Below are 16,036 nucleotides of genomic sequence, written 5' to 3' on the forward strand. Positions count from 1 at the left end.
CATATTCGTTGAAAAAAAGGTGTTCACACGCAAACTTGGAGGACAGAACAACCTTCCAATATCCTTTATCTCTCTACCTCACTCTGTTACAGCTGTGGCGGAATAAGTGTTCTAACTTGAATCGGCTGCAGATTATCCTCGATCTGAGTCCGGTATTGCTCAAACCACTCTGGCAGCATCAGTTTCTGTCCAAGTGCTTCGGCGGGTTCGTCTTTGGCAAAGCCTGGAGGATCAGTCGCAATTTCGAACAAAATTCCGCCAGCTTCTCTGAAGTAAATCGCGTTGAAATATTGGCGATCCCGGACTGGGGTTGGCTGGTACCCGTATTCACGTACAGCTTCGCTCCACTGCGCGTGCTGTGCATCATCGACTGCACGCCATGCGATATGGTGTACTGTTCCCGCGCCGCCCATACCAAGCGGTACGCGGGTAACAGGCACATCCACGATGTTGCCAATGTCTCCGATGGAACGGAAACGGGCATATTCTTCATTTTCGCCCACCTTCACAAATCCGAGAATACGCTCAAGCGCATCCATCGTACGCTGTGGATTCACACTGAACAGTACGGCTCCACCAAACCCTTTGATTGCATATTCAGCAGGAATACCTTCCTGCACCCAAGTGTTTGCCACTCCTTCTTCCCGCTCAACAAGCTCCAGACGCAAGCCTTCGCTATCTTCGAATTGCAGCAATTCCTCATCAAAGCGGTTAGTGCGAGTTAATTCGATATTAAAACCTTCCAGACGATTTTGCCAGAAGTCCATAGAACCCGGTGGAATGACATATGAAGTGATGCCGACTTGACCGCCGCCAATCTGGCCTCGTGGTGAACCAGCCGCCGGGAAGAAGGTAATAATGGTTCCTGGACTGCCGTGCTCATCTCCGAAGTACAGATGGTATACATCCGGTGCGTCGAAGTTCACTGTTTTTTTCACCAGACGAAGTCCCAGAACTCCGGCGTAAAAATCAACGTTAGCCTGCGGATCTGCAGCAAAAGCGGTAATGTGGTGGATGCCTGTCGTTTGAATATTCATGATTATTTCCTCCTTGGTTTGTATGCTTATTTATAGTGGAATTATATTATCTTTAAATTAAGATATATGGTCTGTGCTACTAGTTCCGGATTGAGACTAACATCCGTACGAGTAGCACAGTTTATCGTGAACTCCCGATCAGGGAACGTTTAGTGCCCCTCTGCTTCTGCAACAAAATCTATGGATTCTGTCTGGAAGCTTGCTCTTGTTTTAATTTATCTGGAGTCACGTCATCGCCGTTTGGATCGTAGATGGTGGCATTCAGCAAAATGTCGTTGACTGAACCACGGAAAGTCTGCAAATATTCCTGGCGAAGGCGAGTCTGTTCAGCCTGTTCCATCTCCGTCAATCCACCTGCTTTGGCTTTTCTCGCGAGTTCATTAATTCGCGTCAATGTTGGAATCATCATCTGGATCTCTCCTCCTGTTCAATCATTTGAAGATATTTATTTGAGTATATTCTTTCTTTAGCGTTGCTGTCACTTTCATTCAAATTAAATATCTTAATATAAAGATAATTGATTTTGTTTTGGTTGTCAACACTTTGTTTTTATGAAAAATCAAGCGGGTTTACTTCGCCTTCAAACGTCTTGCTTCTATAAAATTAAAATCAATAAAAGGTTAGCTCTACGGATATGATCTCCTGTTGAACTAACCTTTTATTCGAAGTTATACTTAGCATATATTAGATAAGCTTAAGTTGAATTTGAATCTTAAGTATCCCGTTACATCGGGAATCCGGATTTGGCAAGCGATCAGGCCAGCTTTTGTCCGCAGTTCGGACAGAAGTTGGCTCCTTCATTTTTGGCACCACAGTTCGGACAGAAGTTTGGCTTTTTGCCATCCCCACCAGAAGACGAAGGCGTACCCGCATTATTATTCTGCTGTTGACTTTGATTCTGGTCGCTTTGGTTATTCCCTTGGTTATTTGAATTTTGATGATTGGAGTTCTGATTGTTCTGGTTCATGTTTTTCAGCATTTCATTCGCCATGTTCATACCCATCATCATACCTGCCATATCGGAAGCTGCACCGCCGCCCTGTACTTTACCGGAAGAGATCCCGTCGGTCATACTCACCTGCTGGTACTTTTGCAGATTGCCGATCATCTCGTGGGAGGCCGTTTTGGTGATCATATCCTGAATTTCCTGCGGATAGTTAAAGCTCATCACCTGGAAGCCGGTTATGCCAATCCCGATATCCATCATCTGCATATCCAGATCCTCTTGAATACCGCGTGCAATATCCGATGCATTCGCTTGTAGATTGAACATGTCCTTGCCCTCACGGCTAATCCACTTCATCAGTAGCTGATCCAGCACAGACGTGATGCGGATTTTGACATCCTCCACCAGGTAACTCTGTTTAATGCCTGCGATTTTATCGATCAGGGTGACATAGTCACTCACCTTAAAGTTAAACGTTCCGTTCGCCCGAATCGGCATACCGCCCGGAAGCTGTGGTGTCGGAATCAGTACCGGACTTTGCGTACCCCAGCGGACGGTGAACTCCTTTGTATTTACAAACAAAACCTCAACCCGCATACCGCTGTTGAATCCGAACTTGAATCCTTTTAGCGTGGACAGAAACGGAATAATCTCCGAGTCGATATTAAACGAACCTTCGTCCTCAAAAATCCCTTCCACCTTACCGTTATTCAGGAAAATTGCATCCTGTCCCGAGCGGATAATCAGCTTACTGCCCTTTTTAATCTCTCGGTTGTTCCACTTCCAGAAGATCATATCATCTCTGAATTCTTCCCATTCCACTACGTTGGAGAACTGATTTCTAAAAAATCCCATGTTCGATCCCGTCCCTTCTATAGTAACCCTATCAAGCTTCATCTACGTTGTGCCATCATTCAATAAATGTTGACGATATGTCTGGTTATTGCGGTTAGAACGATCGGCTACTACCACTGTGCGAATGTCCACCTGCGGTCGTACCTCCACCACCGCCGCCTCCGCTGTTGTTATTGTTTTTCTCAATTTTGGTCTTCGTGACCGTTGTGCGAATATATCGATCCTGACGATCAATCACATGAGAGTTATCCGAATCCTCATAAGTAGCGCGGTTCACCGTCACACGTCCGCCCGAACGATAGGTCATGACACCAACGACAATACCACCAATCGCTACAGATGCGGCAAGCTGAAACCATGTTTTGAATAAAATATTATCCGGGTTCACTCCAGGCTTGAGATCCAGATATTCGTAAGACAGGTTCAGAAACTTTTCAAAAGCGATCCGATAATTGCCTTCTGATAAATCCGAGTAAATTTTGTCTGTAATTCTAGCGGTTCGGTCGTTGTCGACGTATTCTTCACCTTTATAAAAACCCGCCACATAAACCTTCCGATTGTACATATCCAATGTCAGCATAACGGTGTTCCCATGAGGTTTATCATACCCTGGTGCACGGTTATCGTAGAATTCCTGAGTCAGAAGCTTATCTTCCTTCTGTTCCTCGTTGTTAGTCGTGTAAATGATCAAGTCCGTCTGACGCTCCGCCGAATACTGATTCGCCAGTGCATTTAATTCATTTCGATCCTGTTCACTTAACAGGTTAGCCTCATCATAGATGAGGTTTTTATTTTCCGCTGCGGATGCTGATGATATCGGAAAGATCGGAGCGAGCATGGTCACTAGGAGTAAAATTAGCGCAGCTATCGCAACTAAGGGTCTTTTTTGGCTCACAGGAATCCGCCTCCCATCATCCACGACACCAGCTTCAGCGATAACAGCGAAACGGCGGAAACCCCCGTAAACCATCCAGCCACCTTAGCTTTACTGATCGGCGGTTTGCCAACCACTTTACCCGTCTGTCCATTCATGGCAAAGGTGTACTGTTTGTGGTTGTAATCATAGTTGACCATCCATACGGGTAACAGGACATAGTCTGCATTTTTGAGCGTGGTATCGATATGTTTATTGGTGTAGCTCACGCTTGTATATCCCGATACGGTAGAGGCGATGTAAGAATCAATGTAGGATCTCGTCTTATCCTTGGCCCGTGGGAAAAGCTCATCTTCGGAATAACTGTATTTTTCCGCAATATATCCCGCCAGATACGGGGTTTTGAACAATTTCAGCTCATTGTAGGGAAACGGCTCCAGCTTATCCATCAGCTCGTCGTTCATTTTTTCCGATGCGTCGATGGGCAGATTCACGTATTCCAACCGAATTTTACGATAAATATCAAAATGCTGCGTCTCCGTATAATGGTAGTCACCCTGCGTATAGGATCGTACCTTGGTACCCTGAGCATGGACCTCAATTCGGTTATGTAAATCATAAAGCCAGAACGGCACGTATATGCCGGTAACGCTCTGGATGCGATCAGCGGTCATGAAGCCACCGGGCGTGAGCAGACCGTTTCTGCACCATTTTTTGAACGCCTGTTTCGCTTGATCTTTGTTGATGGAAAAAGGAATCACCATCGCCGGGGCCAAATTGCCCGTCAGCCGATCACTTAGCACCACCGCCGCACCGCAGAAACTGCATGTCGTTGCACTTGTCTCCGGTTCGGTCACGATATCTGCTCCGCAGCTGTTACAGTGATATTCCTTCACTTCCCCCTCCGTAAACACCTGCTTCTTCAAGGGATCAGGGAGCTGTTCAATGTTGTCCTGCCGCCCGCAGCTCGGACAAGATAATGCACCGGACACACTATCAAAAATCATGCCGCTGCCGCAATTCGGACATTTATACTCTAATACCGGCATCTGTTCACCTCCGTGTCTAAATCGGATGTCTTACTTCCCTAGTTTCTCCTGGATCGCTGCCAGTTCCTCGTCCGCACTTGGACTTGGATTCTCTCTCTCCCTATTACCCGCATCCGCGTTCATATCCCGCTCCAGCTGTGCAATCAGTTCATCCAGATCATCTTCCTGTGCGCCTGCGCGAAGCTCGGCAAGTGCTTCGGCTTCATTTAATGCCTGATTCGCTTGATCTTCCATCGCTTTAAACGCAGATTCAGCACGGCTCGCAGATGCATTTTGTTCATTCAACTGCTGCTTTGCCTTCGCATCAGCCATTCGGCCTTTCAGCTCTGCATGTCTTGCCTCCAATGTCCCCAAATCTGCAACAAGTTTGTCGTTCATGTGTTTCATCATCTGCGCTTTGGCGGAGGCCCGGTCGTATGCCGCTTGCAATTCATTGCGTTTGTCAGCCAGCTTCACTTTTTTCTCCAAAAAGCTGCGTGCCTTGTCCACATCACCTGACTCCGCTGATTTCTCCGCATAACGTTGCAACTTGTTCACCTCAGCCTGGCACTCATCCAGTGACCGCTTGGCCCGATTTTCATCCGACAGTACCGCGGCTGTCTCGGCTTTCACCTGTCCCAGGTCACTGCTCAGGCTCCGCATGTACTCGTTCACCGTTTTCTCCGGGTCGCCTGCCCGGTTCAACATATGATTCACATTGGCCTTCATCACGTCTCTAAACCTCGATAAGATTCCCACCATTTGTTCCTCCTTCGGGTATGTTCATATGAATATAATACATGAATAACACCGCATACGTTTCATTAAAATGATTCTAAGCTCTGGCTACATCTCCTCAGGCAGGCTCTCCACCGCTGTAAAAAAGACATCCAGCAGCTCCACACCATACGCAGTCCGCACGTATTCTGTAATCTCTGCCACATCCTCTTGCCGCTGATACTCCAGGCACGGACGGCCTTCGCTCCACAGCACTCTGCAAGGGAATCGCTCCACCACACACTGGATAATATGGTCTGGATCAGCGGCTTTATGTATATTGGGCATATGTCTCGACTCCTTTATATAAATTAGCTTTGATGTCGCAAACGCGCTCTAACTATGCACTTAGCAAATCCCTTCCCCAATGCTTTAATTTTGAAATACATGTTGTTTTGATTCAGTGCAGTTCGTCACATCGTTCTTCATACCTCGCTTCACTCCTCTTCAAAGATGCCTTTCTTCTTCAAATTAGCTATAATAAAGGGATCAATGATTTTATAAAAGGCAGGAAAACTATGCGTACACGAGTTCATTTCATCGCTCCTTATGAATCGATGATTCCTATTATAGAAGAATGCATCCCGCGCTATCCTGAGCTATCCATCCAGACCGATGTGGGTGACTTGGCAAAAGGGGTAGAGCTAGCCATTCAAGCCGAAAAAAACGGTGCAGAAATTATTATTAGCCGTGGTGGAACCGCGCAACTTATTAAACAGGCGGTGGCCGTTCCTGTCATCGATGTGCAGCTATCTGGCTATGACATGATTCGTTCTCTCACACTGGCAAGCCAGTTTAACGGACACACGGCTATCGTTGGATTCTCCAACATTACATCTGGCGCACAGTCCATAATCGACCTGATGGATCTGCCGCTCAAAGTTTACACCATACATAGCTCCGAAGAGGTCGCCAGGTTACTACTGGAGTTGAAGGCCTCTGGGTACCAGCAGATTGTGGGTGACGTTATCACCGTGAATACCGCAAAGGCCTACGGTCTGGAAGGTTTATTGATTCAATCGGGCACCGAATCCATTCTCAGAGCCATGGAGGATGCACAGCTAGTCTACCGATATTTGAGCAAAAATCAGACGGTCTCCATCATACTCCATGATCTCGTGACCCAAGAGCATCGGAATCTGCTGATTTTGGACGAACAGGACGAAGTAGTTTTTGAAAACTGGGCTGATTTTGATCATAATCCACTCACCGAAAATCACTTGTATCTAATGAACACAAGTCTGGAGTTCCATCAATCCAAAATTCAGAACGTGTTTATGGTAGACGATTATCAATTGACGGTGCAGGCTTATGAAACCAAGCTGGATAACAAGAGCTACAAGGTGTATCTGCTGGAAAAAGGAGAACCTTACGCATTTGCACAATTCGGCATCACCACGTTCACCGATTCCTCGATGGAGCCCATCGTTGCCGAATCACCTGCCATGCAGGCTGTATTAAAGAATATCCGCGCACTCTATTCGCATAATGAAGCGATATACTTATTGGGCGAAGCCGACTCTGGTAAATCCTTTCTGGTCAAACATATGCATCAGATACATGCTGGCGGTGGACTTTTGTTGCAAATTGCTCTCTCTCAGGTTCCTTCAGGTCATTTGCACAAAATCCCGTTAACCAAGGTGAAAACGGTCGAGCTGAATCAGATCGAATCACGCCTGAACGATCCTGAGCTGCTTACCTTCATCGAGACCTGTCTCCAAAACAACATCGGTCTGTTTATTCTAAGTGAGCAAGTGCCTGATCCGAATTGGACACTCCGGCTGAAGCTGAACACACTCATGATGCCAAGCCTGGCCGAACGTACGGAGGATCTTGAACCGTTGATGCAGCACTTCCTGACGGGGTATTATCACAAATACGGCACTACCGCTGTACGAATCAAGGAGGATGCACTACAGATAATTCGGGATCAGGCCGCACAGATGAACGTCAATCAGCTGAAACATCTGATCAAACAAGCTGCGCTGAATGAACCGGATTATGTCATTACGAGGGGCACTTTAAACCGTCTACTTCATCAACAGTCTGCGGCAAATGTAAGTGCAATGAAGCTTGGTGGTACATTAAAAGAAATTGAGCAGGAAGTCATTAAGCGAGTGCTACAGGAAGAAAATAATAATCAATCCAAAGCCGCTGAGCGTCTGGGGATTAACCGAGCCACATTATGGCGTAAACTTAAAGATTAACTTTAAGTTTACGTCTTTTTTATGGGCTTTTTTTGCGGGTTTCTTTTTCAAAAGCAGCACTCCTTATGCTCGTTTAATGGATATTGGACTACGCATGATGATTGTGTTGCATTTTTAAACAACTTTGAACTTACTTTAAATTTACAATAATTTATTGTTGCTAATTTAAACAACTTAAGCTAACATAGTCTCTGCAAGCGCTTAAGAAAACGATTACTTCATAAGGAGCTACGACTATGAATATTAAAGCTACGCTCGATCGCATCCCTGGCGGTATGATGGTTGTTCCCCTGTTGCTAGGTGCAACGATCAATACATTTTTCCCGAATGCTCTACGCATCGGCGGATTTACAGAAGCTCTTTTTGTAAACAGTGCGAGCACACTCATTGCATTATTCCTGTTAATTGCAGGTACACAGATCACATTTAAAACAGCTGGTTCCTCTGTCGGCAAAGGTTTGACCCTGCTTACGTTCAAGTGGGTAATCGGTGCTGGTCTTGGTTTCATCGCTATTCTACTCGCTGACTCAAACGGCTTATTTCTAGGACTTGCTCCGCTTGCCATTATTGCAGCTATGACGAATTCCAACGGTGGCCTCTACATTGCACTTGCAGGTCAATATGGCAAAGAAGATGATAAAGCAGCCTACCCGTTCCTCGCACTTAGTGACGGTCCATTTCTAACGATGGTAGCGCTCTCGATCTTTGGTGCGATGGGCTTTGCGAACGGTATGTTCTCTCCGATGTCCTTTGTTGCGGTATTGCTTCCACTGATCGTTGGTGTCATTATTGGTAATCTGGATCGTAATATGGCTGAATGGCTGCACAAAGGCAGTGACAAGCTCGTTCCGTTTTTTGCCTTTGCGCTTGGTATGGGCATCAACTTCTCCTCTATTATCCAAGGTGGACTTGGTGGAATTCTGCTCGGCGTGCTGACTGTGCTTCTTACAGGTGGGGTTGGATACTTGCTCTTCAAAGCCATCGGCTGGAATCCCATTGTTGGCGCATCTGAAGGCTCCACAGCGGGTAATGCGGTAGGTACACCCGCTGCCATCGTAGCTGCCAACGCATCCTTTGGCCCTATTGCGGAGATTGCTACGGTGCAGATTGCGGCAAGTGTTGTGACCACGGCAATTTTGTTGCCGATCTTTATCGGTTTCCTCTCCAAACGGCTGGAGAAATCAGGCGGGGTCGCCAAATATAATGAACGACCGACCACATAAATAATGGGCATTAATACTGAGTAACTTTTTTTGAGTTTTTTACCATATAAATTGAACTATCTATTTACACATTAACGGAGAGGACAGAAAAAACCTGGAGAAGCGAAGCCAAAAGCTTTCTGAAAGAAAGCTACATCGGAAGCATAAGCTTCGCCTTTATCACCGGATTTCCCCCTTTGGAAAAGGAATTCAAGAAATCTGGGGATAACAGCGATTGGAAGGTTATTCTGTCATCGGAGTGATCCGTGTAAACACCTTTGGTTCAATTTATATGGTTAATGTAACAAACGAAAACTAAAGGAGGGATGACTGCATGAAACTGGCCATTATTGCAGATGATCTGACCGGTGCCAATGACAGCGGGGTGCAGCTAGCCCGGCATGGCCTGAAGACGAGTGTTCTATTTAATATGGACGAGGCCTCTCTGGCCTCTTATGATACCGTTGTTTTTGATACGGATAGCCGTTCTATTGCAGCAGAGGAAGCTTATAATCGCGTGTATCATGCAGCCAAGTTGCTGACGGAGAACGGGTTCGATACGCTTTTCAAAAAGATGGATTCCACCATGCGAGGCAATATCGGTATCGAGATCGATGCAGTATATGACGTTGTACAACCTGATTTTATGATGATCGCCCCGGGATATCCGAAAAATAATCGTACCATTCGGGAGGGCATTCATTACCTAAACGGCGTGCCACTTGCGGAGACAGAAATTGCTCTTGATCCAAAAACACCCGTAACGATCTCTTACCTGCCGGATCTGCTCAAACAGCAGACGAAATACCGCGTGGGCGAGATCACAGTTGGTGATCTGGAAGCCGGACAAAAGCAATTACATGCCAAACTGGAGCAGTTCAAACAAAACGACATCCCGTATGTACTGGTGGATTCCACGGGGGAAGCACATTTGGAGCAGATTTTGCAGATGACACGGGACATGCCGTATACATTTGCTTGGGCGGGTTCAGCAGGGATTGCGAACTATCTCCCGGCTCACTATGAGCTAGAATCCAAATCCGCCGCACTCACCATCCCGGAGAATACCGGCCCCATCTTAACCGTCGTGGGCAGTGTGAATAAAAACTCTCGTGAGCAGTTGTATCGTTTGCTCCGTCAGTCTCGGATCGCGTCCGTATCATTTCATTCGTTCAAAGCCGTATCGGCAGAAGCAGATCGTACTGCGGAGATGGAACGTGTCTACGATGAGGTCAGAACCAAAGCGTTGGAGGGAGAAGATGTCGTGCTCTATTCCACTGCCGAATCCATCGATATTGAGCTGGCACGGGCAACAGGTGAGAATCGCGGATTGAATCACACACAAGTCAGCAACGAAATCGTACGTGCGATAGGCGAAATATGCGCCAAACTGCTCGAAGAGGGACTTTTCAAAGGAGTATCCATGACAGGCGGTGATACCGCCAAACAGATTTGTCTGAAATGGAATATTAGCGGATTCGAACTGTTGGACGAGCTTGAAATCGGCGTGCCAATCTCCAGATTTATGGGTATTGAAGATTTATATGTGATTACCAAAGCCGGCGGATTTGGCAAACCGGACGTCTTTATCCGAGCAATTCAAAAATTAAAAGGGGGCATTCTCGTATGAAACCCACAGTAGGTATTACGATGGGCGATGCCGCAGGCATTGGACCGGAGATTATTATGAAAGCATTGGCACATCAAGAGGTGTATGATCAGTGCAACCCACTTGTGATCGGTGATGCAAAGATTTTGGAGCGTGTGCTACCCGTGATCGGCTCCAACTTGAAAGTGAATTCTATTCAGGAACCAGAAGAAGCAAATTATGAATTGGGTACTGTCGATGTCATTGATCTGAACCTTGTTCCAGCTGATCTGGAGTACGGAAAAGTGTCAGCTGTCGCGGGAGATGCGGCATTTCAGTTTCTTGCGAAGGCCATTGATTTGGCGAAAAAGAAACAGATTCACTCGATCTGCACAGCACCGTTAAACAAAGAAGCACTGCATCTGGGAGGTCATCTGTATCCAGGCCATACGGAGATTTTGGCAGACCTGACGGACACCGAGGACTTCTCCATGATGCTCACTACGCCTAACTTGCGCGTCATTCACTTGACCACTCATATGGGTCTGATTGATGCTATTGCGAGCATTAACCCGGAAAGAACCTACACGGTTGTGAAGCTGGCTCATGATACGTTGAAAAAAGCAGGCTTTGACAATCCCCGCGTCGCGGTATGCGGGATTAACCCTCATGCCGGAGAGAACGGCCTGTTCGGCAACGGGGAAGAAGAAGAGAAGTTGCAGCCCGGCATTGAGCGTGCGCAGCAGGAAGGCATTAACGTCGTTGGTCCACTGCCAGCGGACACACTCTTCTTCCGCGCAGGCCGCGGCGACTTCGACATCGTTGTAGCCTGCTACCACGACCAAGGTCATGCCCCAATCAAGGTGATGGGCATTGAGGAAGGCGTGAATATCACAGTTGGACTGAAAGGCGGCATCATCCGTACATCCGTGGACCACGGCACAGCCTTTGATATCGCTGGCAAAAACATCGCTGATGATAAAAGCATGCTGGCTGCCATCCGTTCCGCCATTGAGCTTGCACCGAAAGATTTGGTGTAAAGAGAGTACTATTTTCATGTACACTTATACAGTCAAAGTAAGTTAGAAAAAGCAAACCCGTTGATTAGCGGGTTTGCTTTTTCTGAATATAATCTATGTATAACTCAAATGACTACAAAAACGTGCGAATTTTATCCAGACATTCTCTGACGACTTCATCGGAGGCCTTAGCAACGATATCGATTTGACTAGCTTTCCAGTCCAGATTCTTAATTTGATCTGTTAAAATAACCCCATCAAAGTATGACCCTTCTGGTAGCAATACTTCAAACCCCCAGCCTCTTACCGTATGCGTTATAGGACAAACCGAGACAAATCCTGTTGCTTCATTAAATGCTGCTGGTGACAGCACAATAGCAGGCCTTCTGCCTGCCTGTTCATGCCCGGTTTGTGGATTAAAATTGATCCAGACCAGATCTCCTCGTTCAGCACTCATTTAGATTAATTCTTTTCCTTCTCTGCCAAAATCAATTTCATCATGGCGATTTTCTGGTTTGCACTGTGCCAGCAATTCTTCCAAGGTCGGCTTTTTCTTCTGAGGTACCACGATAAGTGTGTTATCATCACTTACAATTAAATCAACTTCCGTTCCTTGGTAAACCTCGATTTTTTCGGCAATATGGCTTGGAATTCGAATCCCTAAACTATTTCCCCATTTCTGCACAGTAGTCGACATCGAAAACCCTCCTTGATTCAGAGATTTTGGATTCATTATATCACGCCCCCCGCCCTTCCGTATACACATAGTATATACACCTGAAGCGGCAATGATACAGATGAAACATCATATAGATAAAATAAGGCAAACCTACTTCATTCGAAGGTTTGCCTTGTTATTTTTTATATCCATACACCTCTAATGAAAAGAACAGCTACGATTCCTCTGTCACCCATTTTTATGAACCAACATGGGCAACGCCTCGAATCTCCACCCATTGTTCAGGGAATGCCAGATAATTTACCCCAATCAGACTGCCTGCCGGTCGATGCTCACCAATATACTCTTTAAACATTTCGATGGCGATTTCCCCGTGCTTCTGCGCCTGAGTCAAGTAAATTTCAACATATGCAAGATTAGACCTGGTTACATCAAACTGTGCTAATACGGTATCCAAGTTCTCTAATGTCTGTAATACTTGTGCCTGAATATCCCCCTCACCAACAAAGCTACCTTCTGCGTTGTGAGAAAATTGTCCAGAAATGTGCAGCGTATTGTTGACGCAGTAGCCTTGAGAGATCCCGTGATCCCAGAGATCATGATTGTACGTTTGAATTGTGGTCATGTAACTAGCCCCTTTACTTTAAATTAAGGCTAGTATAGACTGGGCAAAAAGATTAGGATAGTACGCACAATAATGATAGGTACTATCTGAAAGGATAGTGTAAACATGGGCATATCCGACTTTGACGGCGAGAATATAGCTATTCAAGATACACCTTTTGGCTACACCATGTCTGTCATCGGTGGTAAGTGGAAGATGATTATTTTATATTTGCTCGCCGCCAAGCAACCGGTTCGTTTCAATGAAATGCAGCGGCAGATTGGAGCGATCACGTACAAAGTTTTAAGTGCACAGCTCAAGGAACTCGAGGCCGATGGATTAGTTACGCGTAAGGAGTTCCCGCAGATCCCGCCCAAAGTAGAATATTCACTGACATCGAAAGCACAGACAATATTACCCGTGCTGGAACAGCTGTGCGAGTGGGGCGAAAAGAATCGTTAAAGCGGTAATGCCTTTAGAGACAACGAATAAAGATGGATTCCCTGTCATTTTCAATGGTCTATATTCGGCATTCAGGTATCTTATGCTAAACTGAGTATATTCAGTAGATTGTGTTGCAGTCGCTGCACCATTTTACGATCACAAGACACGTTTTAGTTTTAAATCAGACGAAAGAAGAGATTGTTCATGGGAAGAAAGCAATCGTTTACGGAAACAGAGCTGCTGGATATGACCAAAAAATTGGTGCTTGAGCATGGGTACGACGGTTTCCACCTCAAGCTGCTTTCGCAGCATCTCTCCGGAGCTCGGAGTACCATCTATCAGTATTACGCCAATAAAGAGGAGATTGTGGCTGCTTGCATGAAAAGAGTCATCGCTAATGTATTGGAACATGCATCAGCCGTTGATGAGTCCGACCCATTAGAAGCGCTTGAAGAACTGCTACTTATTTACGTTGAAGAAGCTGCGCTCCATCAGCTTCTAGGGGATGCGAATAAAATTAATACCTCCAACTCTCCTGCAGCAGCAAGAGATCTTGAATTTATTGAAGAAGCGCATCAGACACTCAAACTTCAATTATCACGTTTGTTTGAACGCGCTCAACAGGATAAATCTCTCCGCCAAGATATCCCTCTACCTGTACTTATTGGTGTCTTTTTTAACTTGTTCAATACACCTAACACGATGAATTTGCCTACAGCTGATTGGGGTAGACTACTTTTTCAAACGTGGATTGGAGGAGCCAAGAGATGAGTTTTCTTCTTGGGACTAATTTGACACAAGTGTCAATTATATTGTTTAATAAATGAGAACGTGTGTCGCGACACTTCAAATTTGACACAAGTGTCATAAAAGGGGTTGAGAGAGTGTTTTTAGCTGTAAAAGAATTAATGCACAGTAAATTGAAATTTCTAATGATTATCATCATTTTTGTATTGATCGCTTGGCTGGTATTTATTTTATCCGGTCTAGGCAATGGGTTATCCACGCTAGCTGCATCTACCTTTAAGAATATGAAAGCGGACTATGTCATTTTTGAAGAAGGCTCCCAGTCTTCCATGAGCAAGTCTTTATTGTCTGGTCAACGGGTGCCGGAGGCTGAAAAGCTGCCTAATATTGAAGCTGCCGCACCCATGGGTAGCACGATGGCGACAGCAATGAAGGGTGAAAGTTCAAAGAATGAAGATAAGGTCGATATTGCGATTATAGGCATTCTTCCAGGAAGTTTTCTAGAACCGAAGGTAGTCGAAGGTAAACCTCTATCTTCGGATAATCCTACTAGTGTAGTGGTGAATACTTCCCTTAAAGATGAGGGCTTCAAACTCGGAGATACGTTTCAATTAGATGGTACGACCGAATCCCTAACCATTATCGGTTTTGTGGAGAATGAGACGTATAACCACGTTGCATCCGTATTTACACCGATCGATCAATGGCGGAAGATTGCCTTTGCTGCTCCAGGTTCCGATAAAGGCTTGGCTGAACCTGTGAATGCCATCATGCTGCAAGGCGAGAATATAGATGCAACTGAAATCAATAACAAGTTGTCTGGTACGGATACCGTTACTCGGGGCGAAGCAGTACAAGGCATGCCCGGATACAAAGAAGAGAACGGCACGATTCTGATGATGCTGGCCTTTTTGCTCGCTATATCTGCCTTTGTACTGGGTGTATTCTTTTATGTCATCACGATGCAAAAGACGAATCAATTCGGCATTATGAAAGCCATAGGTGCCAGCAATAAATTTCTGAGTAAAACGATCGTATCGCAAGTATTTGTGCTGTCGGTAACAAGTATTCTGGTCGGTATTTTGCTGACTTATGGAACTGCTGCGATTATGCCTAAAGGTATGCCATTCAAGCTGGAGACTAGTCTTGTTGTGACCTATTCCATCATTCTGCTCGTGATTGCAATGTTAAGCTCGTTGGTGTCTGTTCGCAAAATTACCAAGATTGATCCGCTTAAAGCGCTCGGGAGGGTTGAATAATGACTACAGGTCTGCAGATGAATGAAGTCACTATGGTTTACGGTGAAGGAAGTAATCAGATGAAGGCTCTTGACCATGTGTCCTTATCCGTAGAGCCAGGAGAATTTGCTGCTGTCGTTGGACCATCCGGATCTGGTAAAAGTACATTTCTGTCGATCGCTGGGGCGATGCTTAAAGCATCTGAGGGAGAAGTCAGACTAAATGGAAATCTGATCTCGACGCTTACGGAGAAACAGTTGTCCACGATACGGCTCAAAGAAATCGGTTTTATCATGCAATCATCTAATCTAGTTCCTTATCTGCATGTTCTTGATCAGCTCCTTGTCGTAAAACGAATGTCCGGAACCGTCAGTAAGGAGGATCAACAATTTGCCATGAAGCTATTGGAAGAGCTAGGACTCGGACAGAAGTTGCGGAAATTCCCAGAGGAATTGTCAGGCGGCGAAAAACAGCGGACAGCCATCGCTCGTGCTTTAATGAATGATCCTAACCTGATTCTGGCGGACGAACCCACCGCAAGTCTGGATACCAAGCGAGCCCATGAAGTGGTCAGTCTCATGGCACAAGAGGTGAAAGCACGCCAAAAAGCGGCCATTATGGTCACGCATGATGAGCGTATGCTTGCCTACTGCGATAAGGTATACCGAATGAATGACGGAATTTTAACGCTCGCTGCAACGTCTTAGAATGAACTTTAACCGATGACTACTATTTTAGTAGGATAACTGCTTCATTTAGCTATTTAGCATTTTCAAGATAAAAAGCAGCAG

18 protein-coding genes are annotated in these 16,036 nt (G+C 45.7%); 8 read left to right on the forward strand and 10 right to left on the reverse strand.

Annotated elements, in window-relative coordinates; translation table 11 throughout:
* Nucleotides 1-86 precede the first annotated feature (86 nt).
* The 7 genes from BLQ13_RS24135 to BLQ13_RS24165 form a co-directional block, all read right to left on the reverse strand.
* Complete coding sequence (locus tag BLQ13_RS24135) at nucleotides 87-1,037, reverse strand: ring-cleaving dioxygenase (protein WP_090924247.1); 951 nt, start codon at nucleotides 1,035-1,037, stop codon at nucleotides 87-89.
* Nucleotides 1,038-1,215: 178 nt separating this feature from the next.
* Nucleotides 1,216-1,443 (reverse strand): DUF896 domain-containing protein, encoded by a 228-nt coding sequence (locus BLQ13_RS24140; RefSeq protein WP_090924289.1) that lies wholly within the window; start codon nucleotides 1,441-1,443, stop codon nucleotides 1,216-1,218.
* 348 nt (nucleotides 1,444-1,791) lie between these two features.
* Nucleotides 1,792-2,838, reverse strand: a complete 1,047-nt coding sequence (locus BLQ13_RS24145) for an SPFH domain-containing protein (RefSeq protein ID WP_090924248.1) — start codon at nucleotides 2,836-2,838, stop codon at nucleotides 1,792-1,794.
* Nucleotides 2,839-2,932: 94 nt separating this feature from the next.
* On the reverse strand, nucleotides 2,933-3,676 hold the full coding sequence (locus BLQ13_RS24150; protein WP_420848967.1) for a TPM domain-containing protein: 744 nt from the start codon (nucleotides 3,674-3,676) through the stop codon (nucleotides 2,933-2,935).
* Nucleotides 3,677-3,729: 53 nt separating this feature from the next.
* Entirely contained in the window at nucleotides 3,730-4,761 is a 1,032-nt protein-coding gene (locus BLQ13_RS24155) for a TFIIB-type zinc ribbon-containing protein (RefSeq protein ID WP_090924250.1), read from the reverse strand.
* 30 nt (nucleotides 4,762-4,791) lie between these two features.
* Nucleotides 4,792-5,499, reverse strand: a complete 708-nt coding sequence (locus tag BLQ13_RS24160; protein WP_208606827.1) for a PspA/IM30 family protein — start codon at nucleotides 5,497-5,499, stop codon at nucleotides 4,792-4,794.
* A gap of 87 nt (nucleotides 5,500-5,586) precedes the next feature.
* A complete protein-coding gene (locus tag BLQ13_RS24165) occupies nucleotides 5,587-5,805 on the reverse strand; it encodes a hypothetical protein (RefSeq protein ID WP_090924252.1) in 219 nt (72 codons plus the stop codon).
* Nucleotides 5,806-6,035: 230 nt separating this feature from the next.
* Between BLQ13_RS24165 and BLQ13_RS24170 the strand changes: the two genes are divergently transcribed.
* From BLQ13_RS24170 to pdxA, 4 genes are all read left to right on the forward strand, one after another.
* Nucleotides 6,036-7,724: a PrpR N-terminal domain-containing protein gene (locus BLQ13_RS24170; RefSeq protein WP_090924253.1), complete on the forward strand. Its 1,689-nt coding sequence runs from the start codon at nucleotides 6,036-6,038 to the stop codon at nucleotides 7,722-7,724.
* Between the two features lie 236 nt (nucleotides 7,725-7,960).
* A complete protein-coding gene (locus tag BLQ13_RS24175) occupies nucleotides 7,961-8,947 on the forward strand; it encodes a 2-keto-3-deoxygluconate permease (RefSeq protein ID WP_090924254.1) in 987 nt (328 codons plus the stop codon).
* Between the two features lie 313 nt (nucleotides 8,948-9,260).
* The gene (locus BLQ13_RS24180) at nucleotides 9,261-10,556 is read left to right on the forward strand and encodes a four-carbon acid sugar kinase family protein (protein WP_090924255.1); all 1,296 of its coding nucleotides are present in this window, start codon (nucleotides 9,261-9,263) and stop codon (nucleotides 10,554-10,556) included.
* Nucleotides 10,553-11,554: a 4-hydroxythreonine-4-phosphate dehydrogenase PdxA gene (pdxA, locus tag BLQ13_RS24185; RefSeq protein WP_090924256.1), complete on the forward strand. Its 1,002-nt coding sequence runs from the start codon at nucleotides 10,553-10,555 to the stop codon at nucleotides 11,552-11,554. Before BLQ13_RS24180 ends, pdxA begins: the two co-directional genes overlap by 4 nt.
* Before the next feature lie 112 nt (nucleotides 11,555-11,666).
* Here the strand turns inward: pdxA and BLQ13_RS24190 are convergent, their stop codons facing one another.
* The 3 genes from BLQ13_RS24190 to BLQ13_RS24200 all read right to left on the reverse strand — a co-directional run bounded on the left by BLQ13_RS24190 (nucleotide 11,667) and on the right by BLQ13_RS24200 (nucleotide 12,837).
* Nucleotides 11,667-11,990 (reverse strand): type II toxin-antitoxin system PemK/MazF family toxin, encoded by a 324-nt coding sequence (locus BLQ13_RS24190; RefSeq protein ID WP_090924257.1) that lies wholly within the window; start codon nucleotides 11,988-11,990, stop codon nucleotides 11,667-11,669.
* Complete coding sequence (locus BLQ13_RS24195; RefSeq protein ID WP_240037094.1) at nucleotides 11,991-12,230, reverse strand: AbrB/MazE/SpoVT family DNA-binding domain-containing protein; 240 nt, start codon at nucleotides 12,228-12,230, stop codon at nucleotides 11,991-11,993.
* A 220-nt stretch (nucleotides 12,231-12,450) separates the two neighbouring features.
* On the reverse strand, nucleotides 12,451-12,837 hold the full coding sequence (locus BLQ13_RS24200; protein ID WP_090924259.1) for a RidA family protein: 387 nt from the start codon (nucleotides 12,835-12,837) through the stop codon (nucleotides 12,451-12,453).
* Between the two features lie 105 nt (nucleotides 12,838-12,942).
* Here BLQ13_RS24200 and BLQ13_RS24205 point away from each other — a divergent pair, with 105 nt between their 5' ends.
* From BLQ13_RS24205 to BLQ13_RS24220, 4 genes are all read left to right on the forward strand, one after another.
* Nucleotides 12,943-13,278: a winged helix-turn-helix transcriptional regulator gene (locus BLQ13_RS24205; RefSeq protein WP_090924260.1), complete on the forward strand. Its 336-nt coding sequence runs from the start codon at nucleotides 12,943-12,945 to the stop codon at nucleotides 13,276-13,278.
* A gap of 186 nt (nucleotides 13,279-13,464) precedes the next feature.
* Nucleotides 13,465-14,031 (forward strand): TetR/AcrR family transcriptional regulator, encoded by a 567-nt coding sequence (locus tag BLQ13_RS24210; RefSeq protein ID WP_090924261.1) that lies wholly within the window; start codon nucleotides 13,465-13,467, stop codon nucleotides 14,029-14,031.
* A 113-nt stretch (nucleotides 14,032-14,144) separates the two neighbouring features.
* Nucleotides 14,145-15,266, forward strand: coding sequence for an ABC transporter permease (locus BLQ13_RS24215; RefSeq protein WP_090924262.1), 1,122 nt, complete (start codon nucleotides 14,145-14,147; stop codon nucleotides 15,264-15,266).
* Complete coding sequence (locus tag BLQ13_RS24220; protein ID WP_090924263.1) at nucleotides 15,266-15,952, forward strand: ABC transporter ATP-binding protein; 687 nt, start codon at nucleotides 15,266-15,268, stop codon at nucleotides 15,950-15,952. Before BLQ13_RS24215 ends, BLQ13_RS24220 begins: the two co-directional genes overlap by 1 nt.
* Nucleotides 15,953-16,036 lie beyond the last annotated feature (84 nt).

It is taken from the genome of Paenibacillus polysaccharolyticus (assembly GCF_900102085.1).
In the GTDB taxonomy this organism is placed as follows: domain Bacteria; phylum Bacillota; class Bacilli; order Paenibacillales; family Paenibacillaceae; genus Paenibacillus; species Paenibacillus polysaccharolyticus.

Excerpts from the sequence above, each read along its gene's own strand:
- BLQ13_RS24135 (WP_090924247.1), bottom strand. The coding sequence starts at position 1,037 with ATGAATATTCAAACGACAGGCATCCACCACATTACCGCTTTTGCTGCA.
- BLQ13_RS24140 (WP_090924289.1), bottom strand. The coding sequence starts at position 1,443 with ATGATTCCAACATTGACGCGAATTAATGAACTCGCGAGAAAAGCCAAA.
- BLQ13_RS24145 (WP_090924248.1), bottom strand. The coding sequence starts at position 2,838 with ATGGGATTTTTTAGAAATCAGTTCTCCAACGTAGTGGAATGGGAAGAA.
- BLQ13_RS24150 (WP_420848967.1), bottom strand. The coding sequence starts at position 3,676 with ATGCTCGCTCCGATCTTTCCGATATCATCAGCATCCGCAGCGGAAAAT.
- BLQ13_RS24155 (WP_090924250.1), bottom strand. The coding sequence starts at position 4,761 with ATGCCGGTATTAGAGTATAAATGTCCGAATTGCGGCAGCGGCATGATT.
- BLQ13_RS24165 (WP_090924252.1), bottom strand. The coding sequence starts at position 5,805 with ATGCCCAATATACATAAAGCCGCTGATCCAGACCATATTATCCAGTGT.
- BLQ13_RS24170 (WP_090924253.1), top strand. The coding sequence starts at position 6,036 with ATGCGTACACGAGTTCATTTCATCGCTCCTTATGAATCGATGATTCCT.
- BLQ13_RS24175 (WP_090924254.1), top strand. The coding sequence starts at position 7,961 with ATGAATATTAAAGCTACGCTCGATCGCATCCCTGGCGGTATGATGGTT.
- BLQ13_RS24180 (WP_090924255.1), top strand. The coding sequence starts at position 9,261 with ATGAAACTGGCCATTATTGCAGATGATCTGACCGGTGCCAATGACAGC.
- pdxA (WP_090924256.1), top strand. The coding sequence starts at position 10,553 with ATGAAACCCACAGTAGGTATTACGATGGGCGATGCCGCAGGCATTGGA.
- BLQ13_RS24190 (WP_090924257.1), bottom strand. The coding sequence starts at position 11,990 with ATGAGTGCTGAACGAGGAGATCTGGTCTGGATCAATTTTAATCCACAA.
- BLQ13_RS24195 (WP_240037094.1), bottom strand. The coding sequence starts at position 12,230 with ATGTCGACTACTGTGCAGAAATGGGGAAATAGTTTAGGGATTCGAATT.
- BLQ13_RS24200 (WP_090924259.1), bottom strand. The coding sequence starts at position 12,837 with ATGACCACAATTCAAACGTACAATCATGATCTCTGGGATCACGGGATC.
- BLQ13_RS24205 (WP_090924260.1), top strand. The coding sequence starts at position 12,943 with ATGGGCATATCCGACTTTGACGGCGAGAATATAGCTATTCAAGATACA.
- BLQ13_RS24210 (WP_090924261.1), top strand. The coding sequence starts at position 13,465 with ATGGGAAGAAAGCAATCGTTTACGGAAACAGAGCTGCTGGATATGACC.
- BLQ13_RS24220 (WP_090924263.1), top strand. The coding sequence starts at position 15,266 with ATGACTACAGGTCTGCAGATGAATGAAGTCACTATGGTTTACGGTGAA.